Genomic DNA, 12,741 nt, shown 5'->3' with positions numbered 1-12,741 from the left:
CCCTCCGCCGGTCGGCCGACCGCCGGCGGCACGAGGATGCGAGGTGCTGTTCTACGCTGCCCTCCATGTTCGCCAAGCTGCAGTGTGTGGTGCTGGACTGCACCGACGTCCTCGAGCTGTCCCGGTTCTATCAGTCTCTCCTCGGCGGCGAGGTGAACCGGCCCGATCCACGGTGGTCGCTCGGCGACGACTGGGCGACGCTGCACACCGACGACGGGTTCGTGCTGGCCTTCCAGCGGGTGGAAGACCATCGGCCCCCGCGGTGGCCGGATCCCGCACACCCCCAGCAGTTCCACCTCGATCTGGGGGTGGAAGACCTGGACCGGGCTCAGGAGCGCGTCCTCGGCCTGGGCGGCACCCTCCTCGACGAAGGCGGCGAGCGGCGGAGCTGGCGCGTCTTCGCGGACCCGGCAGGGCACCCCTTCTGCCTCGTCCGGGACTGAACACGAAGGAGCCGGTGGCGGCGCGGGACGGCCGCGGTGAGGTGTTTCCCACGGCAAGGGCAACGGGACAACCCCGGGAAACGCCTGGTCGTCCCAGGCCCCTGACGACAACGTGAGCATCGCCGATTTCCAGGCAGCGCCGTCGCACCGAGCGTCGGCCCCGGGACGGAACTCACGTAGGGATCTGGGCCAGTGATCAGTTGGAATCGCGTTTCGTCCGCCGCGCGGCGGTCCGTCCGGGGCAGGGCCCTGTCCACGGCGGCGGCCGCGGCGCTGCTCGCCGGCGGCATGACGCTCCTCGGGCCGGCGGGCTCGGCGCAGGCCGCCGCCTCGGACTGCGAGGGCGGCAGGAACGGGTTCATCGACATCTCCGACAACGCGTACGACACCGCCGCCCGTCAGGTGACGCTGTGGAGCGAGGGCATCAACATCAGTCTGCAGTACGGCAACATCCGCGGCGTCCAGCGCGGTTGGGCTCTCATCGCCGGTGACGTGCAGCCGGGCAACCAGGTGTGGCTGGACTGGACCCGGGACGGCGGCCGGACCTGGATCCAGTGCGGGCCGTTCACCTCACGAGGCGGCGAGAACAAGACGAGCGCGGCCCAGCGCACGAGCCACGACCCCAACTGGAAGTTCCGCGCGTGCGGTTCGACCCGGTCCGGCATCCACTGCACGGACCCGTGGTGGTAGGCCGCCGCCCACCCGTACGCCCGCGTGCCCATACGCCTGCATGACCGCATGCCCATACGCCCGTCGGGCTCCGCATGGCGTCCGTCCGACGACCGTGACGACGAAATCCCTTTGGAGAAGCCCATGAACAAGTCACGCACCGTGCTCGCGCTCGCGACGGCCGCCCTCGTGGGAGCGTTGGGCAGTCCCGCTGTCGCCGCGCCCGCCCCCGTCGCCGCCAAGGGGGCCGGCCCGGCCCACTGCGTCCTCGTCCTCGACGAGGTGAAGCCCGGCGAGAGCACGTCCCACGTCAGCCTGCACCAGTGCTTCAGCGGTCCCGACGCCCCCGCCCGGGCCGCGGCGGCCGTACCGCGCGCGGCGGCGCAGACGGAGCTGATGACCTGGTCCGAGCACGCCGACTGGGGCGGCGAGTACACCAAGGTCTACGGCAACGCCGGGCCCTGCGACGCGGCGGGCTACAGCTTCGACCCGAACAGCTGGTGGTCCACGCACCTGTCGTCGCTCCTCGTCGACGGGGGATGCACCAAGGCCTTCCTCAGCGGCCCGAGGGGCAACGGCACCTTCGGGCGCTCCATTTCCTACGTCGGCGACACGCTCAACGACGCGGTGACGTACGTCAAGATCTGGCGCGGCTGACCAGGCCGGAGAAGGAAGCGCGGAGAAGGAAGAGACCGGAAAGTCCACAGGGGGCCGGAGCAGGGGCCGGAGCAGGGGTTTCCCGGTCACCGTGCCAAGAGGCAACGGGAAACCCCTGTTCCCGGCCGCCCGCTCGGGCCACGGTGAGGCCTGTTCTGCTCCTGAGCCACACGGGGGCGTGATCGAAACGCGGTCCGGACTGTCGGCGCCACGGCGACGTGGCACGGCCGCGAGAGGAGAACGGGATGAGAACACTGCGCCGGGGAGCGGGGCTGGTCGCCATGACGGTGACCGCTCTCCTCCTGGCACTGCTGCCGACGACCGCCGCACAGGCGGCCGGCACGGGGGAGCAGAACTGGTGCGCCGTGCAGGGCATCGCCTCGCCCGAGGCGCACCGCGCGATCGACGCGGCCTGCGCGGAATGGCGTGCGCGGACGGTGTACACGTGGGGCGGAGGCCATGGACCGGCTCCCGGCCAGAGCTACGGCACCTGGGACCTCAGCAGCCCGACCGCTTTCGAGGAGACCGCGCTCGACCCCCAGACCCGAGGGTTCGACTGCTCCGGCTTCGCGCGCTGGGCCTGGTTCAGGGCGGCCGGGTACGACATCCTCGGCGGCGGGACGGCCTGGGACATGTATGTCAACGGGGGGCGGAAGTACCAGCAGGTCCACGGCGCCGGCGGAGGCAAGCCGGCCGTGTCCGACATGCAGCCCGGCGACCTGGTGTACACGGCGGGCGGCGGTCAGGTGAAGGACATCAGCCACGTGATGCTCTACCTCGGGGACGGCTATGTCGTCGAGGCCTACCAGTCGCAGCTGCCGATCCGTGTGATCGACATCAACTCCCGCATCAGCGACAACCGTCTGGTCGGGGTCACGCGGATGCCGCAGGGCAGCCCGTTCACGGAACCCCCGGGCTACGACGGCACGCTTCAGGTGACGTGGGGCACCGACGTCGCCGTGCGCCGGCACCCCAACCGCTCGGCCGACCAGGTGACGCGGCTGTCCGGACCGGACATCGTGTACGCCAAGTGTCAGCAGCGTGGAGAGCGCATCACCGCGGAGGGCTACACCAACGACGCCTGGACGTACCTGTCCAACCGCGGCGGCTGGATCAGCAACATCTTCCTCAGGGGCCCTGCCTGGCTGCCGGAGGTGCCCACCTGCACAGGGTCCGACTACGACCCGCAGATCGGCCCCGGCGGCGGAGGCAACGCGACCCAGGGCGGCGCCCACAGCACCTGGGGCACGGACGTGGCGCTCCGCTCCCAGCCGTCCACCGTCAACGGGACGACGGTCGCCCGGCTGGCCGGTCCCACCTCGGTCGCCGTCAGCTGCCAGATGCACGCCCAGAGCGTGACGTCGGAGGGCTACACCAACGACGCATGGTCCTACCTGCCGCAGTACGGCGCCTGGATCACCAACATCTACATGAAGGGCGACGCCTGGCTGGCCGGGGTCCCGGCCTGCGACGGCAGGGGCACCGCGACCCCCGTCGGCACACACGCCTACAGCACCTGGGGCACCGGGGTGACGATCCGCAGCACGCCCTCCACCGGCGCGGGCGTCGTGACCCGGCTCTCCGGCCCGACCGGCGTGGCGGTCTCCTGCCAGAAGCACGCCGAGAGCGTGACGGCCGAGGGGTACACCAACGACGCCTGGTCGTACCTGCCCGAGTACCAGGGCTGGGTCAGCAACATCTACATGAAGGGCGACGCATGGCTGGACGGCGTCCGGAACTGTGTGATTCCCGGCGTGAGTTGACCGATCCCGTCGGCTGATCCCATATCCACCGCCCCGGTAGGCAGGCTCACGGGGGGCCCGCGTACCGGGGCGGCTTCCTGGACCGGCCGGAAACCCATGTGCCGGACGGCGGTTGGTTTTTGTGACACTCGTCACTTCCCGTCACGCCTCGGAGGCCCCGTTCTCGTCCCGGCTTACCATCCCCCAGACATACGGTCGCCGACCTGACCAGTCGGCGTCAGAAACGGCGTTCCGCGCGCCGTTGGCCTCGGGGCACACCACTCATGGACCACAAGGACGGCGGGTCCGCGCACCCGTCGGTCGCCGCCCGACGGCGGCCGCAACACTCGTCGTTCGGCGTCGCGCTTCGCGAACTGCGCCTGGAACGTGGCCTGTCACTGGCCGACCTGGCGCGGACCACGCATTACAGCAAGGGCTATCTGAGCAAGATCGAGAACGGCAGGAAACCGGTCAACGGCGATGTCGCGCGGTTGTGCGACGACGCTCTGGCGGCCGACGGCGCCCTGCTCGCCCTGCTGCCGCCGGCCCTGCGCGGGGCGCGGTCGGGCCCGGACGACAACGAGAGCTGTCCGTACCCGGGCCTGTCGGCCTTCGGCCCGCGTGACGCCGGGCGGTTCTTCGGCCGGGAACGAGCGGTCGCCGCGCTCGTCGAGCGCCTCGACCAGCGGTTCGGCAAGGGGCCGGTGGCCGTCGTCGCGCTCTCCGGGTCGGGCAAGTCCTCGCTGCTGGGTGCGGGCCTCGTCCCCGCACTCGTGGACGGCGGCCTCGGCGCCGGCACGGGCACAGGCAGCGGCACAGGCAGCGGCGCTCCGATCGTGATGTGCACCCCCACCGCCCGACCGCTGTCCGCTCTCATGCACGCGCTGCGCGCCGCGCTGCCCGCCGGACTGCTCGACCACCTATACGACGACCACCTCCACGACGACCGCCTCCACGACGACCGCCTCCACCACGACCACCTCCACGACGACCGCCCGCCCGGCGAACGCGCCGACCTGCTCGTGGCGGCCCTGCGCTCCTGGGCCGGCGCCGCGCCGCGGCCCCACGGCTGTGTCGTCATCGTCGACCAGTTCGAGGAGGTCTTCACCCTCTGCGACGACGAGACGGAACGCAGAGCCTACGTCGCGGCGCTCGCCGCACTCGCCGGCGGCGGCGACGAAACCGAGTCGGCCGAGCAGGCGTTCACGTTCACCGTGGTGCTGGGCGTGCGCGCCGACGTCACCGGACGCTGTCTGGAGTACCCGCAGCTCGTCCCGGTCGTCAGCGACGGGCTGTTCGCGCTGGGCGCCATGACCACCGACGAACTGCGGGAGTGCATCGTCCGTCCGGCCACCGCGACGGGCACCTCCCTGGAGCCGGGACTGGTCGAACTGCTGCTGCGCGACCTGGGCGCGGCCGACACACCGGACCCCGCGGGCAACGGTGCGGACCCGGCCGCCCCGATCGGTCGGCCCGGGGCCCTCCCGCTGCTCGGACACGCCCTGCGGGAGACCTGGCAGCGGCGCACCGACTCCACCATGACCGTGGCGGGTTACCTGGCGACGGGCGGGATCCACGGCTCGGTCGCCACCGCGGCCGAGGACCTCTTCGCCGCGCTGTCACCGGTCCGGCAGAACGCCGCCCGCCGGCTGCTGCTGCGGCTGGTGCGCGTCGGCGAGGACAACGAGGCCTCCCGACGGCCGCGCACCACGTCCGAACTGCTCGAGGGGCTGCGGGACCCGGCCGCCGCACGCGCCACGCTCGACGCACTGGTGACGGCCCGTCTGCTGACGGTGGACGCCGACCGCGTGGAGATCGTGCACGAGGCCCTGCTGCGGGAGTGGCCCAGACTGCGCACCTGGGTCAGGACGACGCGCGCCGACCTGCTCCTGCACCAGCAACTGGGCGCCGCCGCCCGCGAATGGGACCGCGAGGGCCGAGACCCCGGCCTGCTCTACCGCGGGGCCCGGCTGACGGCCGCCCGGGAGTGGGCCGCGGGTCCCAGCGGCCGGGACAGCGTGCCGACGCCCGTGGAGGCCGACTTCCTGCGCGCCTCCGACCGTGAGGAGGAACTGCGCCGTCGCCTGTCGCGGCGCCGGGTGCGCCAGCAGCGGATGGGGGTCGTCGTGCTGACCGTCCTGCTCGCCCTGGCCCTCCTGGCCGGCGCGACCGTCTTCGAACAGCGCACCTCCGCCGACGAACAGCGCAGGACCGCCCTGTCGCAGGCCATGGCGGCCCGCTCCGCCCAACTCGCGTTCGGGCAGCCGGAGGCCTCGATGCTGCTGGCGGAGGCCGCCTACCGCACCTCGCGGACCACGGAGGCGCGCAGCGCACTGCTCAGCACGCAGGCAGGCGCCTTCGCGGGCCGCCTCACCGGCCACCACAAAGCGGTGAACAGCGTGGTCTTCGGCCCCGGCCGGCGGCTGCTGGCCTCGGCCAGCTCCGACGGCACCGTGCGGCTGTGGGACGTCGCCGCCCGACGGGCCGTGGGGGTACTCGCCGGTCATCACGGGCCCGTGCGGTCCGTGTCCTTCTCGCCGGACGGGCGCACCCTGGCCTCCGCCGGTTCGGACGGGACGATCCGCCTCTGGTCGGTGTCCGGCCGGCGTCAGATCGCCGCACTGACAGGGCATCGCGGACCCGTCCGCGCCGTGAGCTTCTCGCCCGACGGCCGTACGGTGGCCTCCGCCGGCCAGGACGGCACCGTGCGCCTGTGGGACACCCGGACCCACCGGCAGACCGGGCGACTGCCGGGGCACTCCGGGGACGTCCTCGCGCTGGCGTACGCCCCCGACGGCTCCCTCCTGGCCAGCGCGGGCGCCGACCGCACCGCACGGTTGTGGAATCCGCACACCCGTCGTGCCGTCGGCGTCCTGAGCGGCCACAGCGGCGATGTCCTCGCCGTGGCGTTCAGTCCCGACAGCCGGGTGCTCGCCACCGGCGGCGCGGACCGCACGGTACGGCTGTGGGATCCCGCGACCCACCGGCAGACCGCCCTTCTCGCAGGGCACGACGACGACGTGAACGGCCTCGCCTTCGGACCCGGCGGCCACACCGTGGTCTCCGCGGGGGGCGATGGCACGATCGTCCGCTGGGACGTCCACACCCGCCGCACGGTCGACTCCTTCTCGGGTCACACGGACTACGTGATGGCCGTCGCCGTCGCGGAGAAGGGCGGCCTGCTGGCCACCGCCGGCTTCGACGGGACCGTGGCCCTGTGGGACCTCACCGGCCACACCCTCAGCGCCTACCCGGTCAGCGAACTGTGGAAGGCCGCCTTCAGCCCGGACGGCCGGATGCTCGCCTCCGCCGCGACGGACGGCGCCCTGCAGCTCTGGGACGTGGCGCGCCGCACCCTCGTCCGCACCCTGACCGGCCACAGCGGCGCGGCCTACGCCGTGGCGTTCAGCCCGGACGGCCGGTGGCTCGCCTCGGCCGGCGCCGACCACACCGTGCGGCTGTGGCCCGTCGCGGCCGGCGGGGGCGCCCCGGTCGTGCTCGGCGGTCACACCCGTGCCGTGTTCGACGTGGCGTTCAGTCCGGACGGCCGATGGCTCGCCTCCGGCTCCGCCGACCACACCGTACGGCTGTGGAGGATGTCGTCCGCGGGCGGTCCGGCAGGGCAGCGGGCCACGGTGCTCACCGGCCACACCGACTTCGTGAACTGCCTGGCCTTCAGCGCCGACAGCGCCACGCTCGTGAGCGGCAGCGACGACCTCACCCTGCGGCTCTGGAACGTCTCGCGGGCCCGCCTCGCCACCGTCCTCACCGCGAAGGGCGGCTCCGTGCGCGCCGTGGCGTTCGCACCCGGCGGCCGCTCCCTGGCCAGCTCGGGCAACGACGGCGTCATCCGGATGTGGGACGTGGCCGGGGCCCGGGTGACGGGGCTGCTCGGCCAGCACGCCGGGGCGGTGCGGGGGCTGGCGTTCAGCCCCGACGGGCGCTCGCTCGCCAGCAGCGGCAACGACCGCACGGTGCGGCTGTGGGACCCCGTGCGGCGACGGCTCGTCGCGACCCTGACCGGGCACACCCGAGCGGTGTGGAGCGTCGCCTACGCCCCGGACGGCAGGACCGTCGCCAGCGCCGGCAACGACGGCACCGTGCGGCTGTGGGATCCCGGCATCGCCGACCGGGTCGCGGCGCTGTGCCGTGTGGTGGGCCCCGTCGACCGCCGGCGATGGCAACGGCTGCTGCCCGGATACGCGTACTCACCCACCTGCGCGGCCTGACCCGTCGGCCCGGGGCGGTCCCCGGGTCCGGCGGGTCGGTCCGGACGGCCGTGGCGCCGGAGCGGCTCCCCGGGGCTCCGGGGCGGCGCCAGGGCTCCGGCGCGGTCCCTGGCCTCCGGCGCGGTCCCCTGGGCGTCGGCGTGGTCCCTGGGTTCCGGCACGGCCTGACGTCGCGTCAGACGGCGGGCGAGGCCTGAGGCGGGGGCCCGGCCTCGGGGGTGGGGGCGTCGAGGCGCCGCTTCTCGTTCCGCCAGGACGCCGCCCAGGCGAGTACGGCGCCGCCCACCGCGTAGGCGCCGAGCACCCAGACCGCCGCGGTGACGGCGTGGCCCGAGAAGTACACCGTGTTGCGCACCAGGGTGGTGCCGGCCCCCGGCGGCAGAGCCTGCCCGATCGCGCTCCAGAACGAGGGGAGCAGCGGCGCCGGGTAGACACCGCCGGAGCTCGGGTTGCCCAGCACCACGAAGAGCAGGATGACCACGCCGGTGCCCGCGAGACCCAGCAGGGTCTGCAGCGCGAGCGCGGTCGCCGCCGAGGCGAGGACGACCAGCGTGCCGATGCCGCTCAGAGCCCAGAAATGGCCCCCGAGCGCGTCGAACACCGGCCCCACGACGACCGATCCCGCGATCCCCGACGCGACCGCGTACAGCACGAGCACGGCGAGACGGATCAGGGTGCGCTGTCGGTTGGCCGGGCGGGCGCCCGCCGCCATGCCCATGATCGTCGCGGTCAGATAGCCGCCGATCACCCAGCCGAGCACGAGGTAGAAGGACGTCATCCCGCGCCCGTCCCCGGGGTTGGGAGAACGGATGTCGGTGACGGTGATCTGACGCTTCTGCGCCGCCTCGATCTTCTGGGCGATCTGCGTCGCGGTCTGCGACACCGACGGCCCGCCCGCCGAGGCGACCAGGAGGGTGTCCTGGGTGCCGGTCGGGTCGAAGAGGAAGGCGACGTCGGCCTTCCTGGTGAGGACCCACTGCCGCGCGGCCTCGGCGCTGGGCGCCGCGGTCGCCTCGACCGGGTCGCCGTCGAGCGCGTCCAGCTGGGCGACGATCTTCGCGGACGCCTGCTGCGGAGCGGCGACCGCCACGGGTATCCGGTGCGGCGTGGGGGAGTGGAAGGCGCCGACGTAGGACACGACGAAGGCGAGCTGGACGAGCAGGGCGCCGAGCACGAGCCCGAAGGCCCGCAGGGTGACGGCGTCCTTGAACTCGGCGGCGAAACCGGACGACTTGGGCTGGAGGCCGGCAGGGGATCCGCTCTGAGCGGGGGTGGAGGGTGCGTTCACGGGCGCATGATCCCACAGCCGGGTGAATCCCCCGCTCCGCTTGACCGGAACCGTTCCCCACGGCCCGCTCCAAAGCCCTGCCCTCGCCCTCCGCGGGGTGCCGGACGGCGGCACACCACCGCGCCACGGACGCCGACGGCGGCTGCGGACACCGCGAGCTCCGCACGTCACCGGGACGCGGCGCTGTGGCCGCGGTCACCGCATGAGGGGGGTGAAAGGGGGCAGCAGGGTCTGTACGCACAGAAGTCATACGCACAGAAGTCACCCCGTGCCTCACGCCGGGCACGGGGCGCCTACGCACGACGGGTAAGGAACCGCAGTGGCCGACGTACACACCGACGGGCAGCCCGAACCAGCTCGGTCGGGGCACCGCGAGACTGCAGGTCTGCCCGCCCAGGTCCGCCAGGACCTGACCCGCAGGCTGCGGCGCAACAAACGTCCCTTCCGCGACGAGGACGTACAGGTCGTCGAACCACCGTTGCTGCGACGAGCCGTCGGCGCCTCGGCGCTCGGCAACTGCATGGAATGGTTCGACTTCGGCGTCTACAGCTACCTCGCGGCCACCATCGGCAAGGTCTTCTTCCCCGGCGCGTCGCCCGCCGCGCAGGTGATCTCGTCCTTCGCCACCTTCGCGGCGGCGTTCGTCGTACGCCCGCTCGGCGGCCTGGTCTTCGGCCCGCTCGGGGACCGACTCGGCCGGCAGAAGGTACTCGCCACCACCATGATCATGATGGCGGTCGGCACCTTCGCCATCGGTCTCATCCCCAGCTACGCCACGATCGGCATCGCCGCGCCGATCCTGCTGCTGCTCGCCCGCATGCTCCAGGGCTTCTCCACCGGCGGCGAGTACGGGGGCGCCACGACCTTCGTCGCCGAGTACTCGCCCGACCGCCGCCGAGGCTTCCTCTCCAGCTGGCTCGACTTCGGCACCTTCGTCGGTTACGCGCTCGGCTCCGCCCTGGTCACCGCACTGAATCTCGCCCTCAGCGACGCGCAGATGCTCTCCTGGGGCTGGCGGGTCCCGTTCCTGATCGCGGGCCCGCTCGGAGTGATCGGCCTCTACATGCGCCTCAAGCTGGAGGAGTCGCCCGCCTTCCAGCAGCAACTCGACGAACACGAGCACAGCCTCGCCAAGGAGTCGGCGGGCACCGAGTTCAGGACCATCGTCAAGGACCACTGGCGCGGCCTGCTCATCTGCACGGGCCTGGTACTGCTCTACAACGTCACCAACTACATGATCACGGGCTTCCTGCCCACCTACCAGACGGAGACCCTCGGACGCTCCAGCAGCTCCGCCGACGTCCTCGTACTCGTGGGCATGGTCTGGATCGTGCTGCTGATCACCTTCCTCGGCAGGCTCAGCGACCACGTCGGCCGACGCCCCCTCTACGGCTACGCGGCAGCGGGCATGATCGTCCTCTCCGTACCCTCCTTCCTGCTGATCAAGATGGCCGGGACGTGGCCGCCGGTCCTCGGAGTGCTGATCCTGTCCACCCTGCTGGCGTGCTTCGCCGCGCCGAGCGCCGCGACGCTGCCGGCGCTGTTCCCGACGGCCGTCCGCTACGCCGCGATGGGCATCGGCTTCAACTTCGCGGTCGCGGCGTTCGGCGGCACCACCCCGCTGGTCACCGAGGCGCTCGTGAGCCTCACCGGAAACGACATGGTGCCCGCGTTCTACCTCATGGCGGCCGGCGCCGTCGGGCTGGTCACCGTCCGTTTCCTGCCCGAGAGCGCCCAGGTCTCCCTGCACGGCTCCCAGCCCATGGTGGGATCCACGAAGGAACGCCGTGAACTGATCGCCACCTCGCAGGAGTTGTTCCGCGTCGGCCGGGAGAAGGCCGGCCGACGCTGACCTCCTTCGGCGAGCCGAACCCGCCGAGCGGGCCGCTCACGTCGGCGGGCTGACCGCGCCGGCGGCCCGGGGTCGCCCCGCCGGCGCTACGACACCCGCCGGGCCGACCCGGCTGCCCCCTGCCGCCGGAGGAGAGCGGTCCGTGCCGAGGTGAGGCGCCGCGCCTCGTCGCCGTCCGAGGCGTGACCCGTGATCTCGTCGGCCCAGGTGAGCAACCGGTGCAGTTGCGGATCGGTCGTCGTCGAGACGACGGGAGGGTCGCCGACGACGACCTCTCCGCCGGTGCCGTCGATGGCGATGAGGGCGCCTTCCGGCAGCGTGCGGTCCCCCGCCCGAACGCCGACGCCTTCCTCGACGGTGAGGTTGGCGGCTCCCACCACGGCCGGCTTCCCCATCGCCCGCGCCACGACGGCCGCGTGACTCGCCGGGCCGCCCCGCGCGGTGACGACTCCCGCGGCGGCGGCCAGCCCGTGCATGTCGAGCGGTGAGGTCTCCGGGCGCACCAGGACGACCGGCCCCTGTGCGGCCAGCCGCGCCGCGCCGTCGGCCGTCGTCGCCACCCTGCCGACCGCGACGCCGGGGCACGCTCCCAGTCCGCGCGTGAACACGTCCTGCGCGTCGTCGAGGGCGATCCGCGGCGTGCGCACGTGCTGGAGAAGCTGCGGGGAGACCCGGAGGATCGCCTCGTCGCGGCCGATCGTGCCGGCGTCGGCGAGGTCGACCGCGACCCGGACCGCCGCGCGCCCCACGAACCGCCCGGGGCGCACCTGGAGGACCCACAGCTCGCCCTCCTCGAAGGTGAACTCCACGTAGCACGCGTCGCGGTAGTGCTCCTCGAGCCGGTCCAGCGCGTCCAGCAGCCCGGCCCATACGGCAGGCTCGCGGTCGGCCAGTTGGTGCAGGGGCCGGGTCGGCGACCGGCCCGAGACGACGTCCTCGCCCTGGCGCCCGAACAGGACCTCACCGAACGGGACGCGCTCACCGGTGTTGGGATCGCGGCTGAACGCGACACCCGTCCCGCTGTGCCGGCCCCGGTTTCCGTACACCATCGCCTGTACGGTCACCGCCGTGCCGAGGTCGTGCGCGATGGCGTGCAGTTCGCGGTAGGTCTTCGCGCGCGGTGTGTGCCACGAAGAGAACACGGCGGCGATCGCCAGTTCCAACTGCCGGATGGCGTCCTCGGGTACGGGGGCGCCGCCGCGCTGCCGGATGAGTTGCTCGACGCCCCGGACCGCCTCGGTGAATCGGTCCGTGTCCATGTCCGTGTGGGCGTCCAGTCGGTCTGCGTCGCTCATCGGTCGGGCCGAGTCGCTGCCCTGTCCGGCGATAGCGCGGTCGACGGCAGCCAGGGCCTCCCGGCCGACGCCGAGGACCTCGGAGGCGAAGCCGGACAGGAACCGCAGCCGAGATTCGAGCGCGAAGCGCAGGTCGCCCGTTTCCTCGGCCAGCGCCGTGGTCGCCGCGGTGGTCAGTCCGAGGTTGAGGACGGTGCTCATCATGCCCGGCATCGACACGCTTGCGCCGGAGCGGACGGACACCGTCAACGGCCGCGCGGTCCCGCCGAGTCTGCGGTCCGTCGAGGCCTCGAGGCCCGCGACGGCGTCCGCCAGTTCGGACTCGAGGCCGCTCGGGAGCCGTCCGCTGCCGAAGAAGGCGCGGCACGCCTGGGTGGTGATGACGAACCCCGGGGGGACGGGCAGCCCGAGACGCCTGAGTACGACGAGGCCGTGCGCCTTGCCCCCGAGTACCTCCGCCGATTCCTCGACCTCGGCCGACAGCGGGTGGATCCACGTCATCGTGTCGTCGTCCTCATGTCGTCGTCCCCTCATGTCGTCGTCCTGGGGTCGTCGTCCTCGTGGCC

General features: G+C 72.9%; 8 protein-coding genes. 6 read left to right on the top strand and 2 right to left on the bottom strand.

Translation table 11 applies throughout. The features are described 5' to 3' along the window. Positions 1–65 precede the first annotated feature (65 nt). The 5 genes from QA802_RS01330 to QA802_RS01310 all read left to right on the top strand — a co-directional run bounded on the left by QA802_RS01330 (position 66) and on the right by QA802_RS01310 (position 7,740). The gene (locus QA802_RS01330; protein WP_334517515.1) at positions 66–443 is read left to right on the top strand and encodes a VOC family protein; all 378 of its coding nucleotides are present in this window, start codon (positions 66–68) and stop codon (positions 441–443) included. 192 nt (positions 444–635) lie between these two features. After that, positions 636–1,133: a hypothetical protein gene (locus tag QA802_RS01325; protein WP_334517513.1), complete on the top strand. Its 498-nt coding sequence runs from the start codon at positions 636–638 to the stop codon at positions 1,131–1,133. A 123-nt stretch (positions 1,134–1,256) separates the two neighbouring features. Continuing rightward, positions 1,257–1,769 carry a hypothetical protein gene (locus tag QA802_RS01320; protein ID WP_334517511.1) on the top strand — a complete coding sequence of 171 codons (513 nt, stop codon included), beginning with the start codon at positions 1,257–1,259 and terminating at the stop codon, positions 1,767–1,769. Between the two features lie 245 nt (positions 1,770–2,014). Then, a complete protein-coding gene (locus tag QA802_RS01315) occupies positions 2,015–3,532 on the top strand; it encodes an NlpC/P60 family protein (protein WP_334517509.1) in 1,518 nt (505 codons plus the stop codon). 263 nt (positions 3,533–3,795) lie between these two features. Next, positions 3,796–7,740: an nSTAND1 domain-containing NTPase gene (locus QA802_RS01310; RefSeq protein ID WP_334517507.1), complete on the top strand. Its 3,945-nt coding sequence runs from the start codon at positions 3,796–3,798 to the stop codon at positions 7,738–7,740. Between the two features lie 175 nt (positions 7,741–7,915). Here QA802_RS01310 and QA802_RS01305 read toward each other — a convergent pair whose 3' ends face one another. Further along, entirely contained in the window at positions 7,916–9,028 is a 1,113-nt protein-coding gene (locus tag QA802_RS01305; protein WP_334517505.1) for a DUF3533 domain-containing protein, read from the bottom strand. 319 nt (positions 9,029–9,347) lie between these two features. On the opposite strand from QA802_RS01305, the gene QA802_RS01300 reads away from it, so the two are divergent. Continuing rightward, complete coding sequence (locus QA802_RS01300; RefSeq protein WP_443042063.1) at positions 9,348–10,880, top strand: MFS transporter; 1,533 nt, start codon at positions 9,348–9,350, stop codon at positions 10,878–10,880. An 86-nt stretch (positions 10,881–10,966) separates the two neighbouring features. Here the strand turns inward: QA802_RS01300 and QA802_RS01295 are convergent, their stop codons facing one another. After that, positions 10,967–12,709, bottom strand: coding sequence for a pyruvate, phosphate dikinase (locus tag QA802_RS01295; RefSeq protein WP_334517503.1), 1,743 nt, complete (start codon positions 12,707–12,709; stop codon positions 10,967–10,969). Positions 12,710–12,741 lie beyond the last annotated feature (32 nt).

This window comes from Streptomyces sp. B21-105 (assembly GCF_036898465.1).
Taxonomy (GTDB): Bacteria; Actinomycetota; Actinomycetes; order Streptomycetales; family Streptomycetaceae; genus Streptomyces.
The sequence above is the reverse complement of the archived record's forward strand: the minus strand, read 5'-3'. Positions and strand labels throughout refer to the sequence as shown.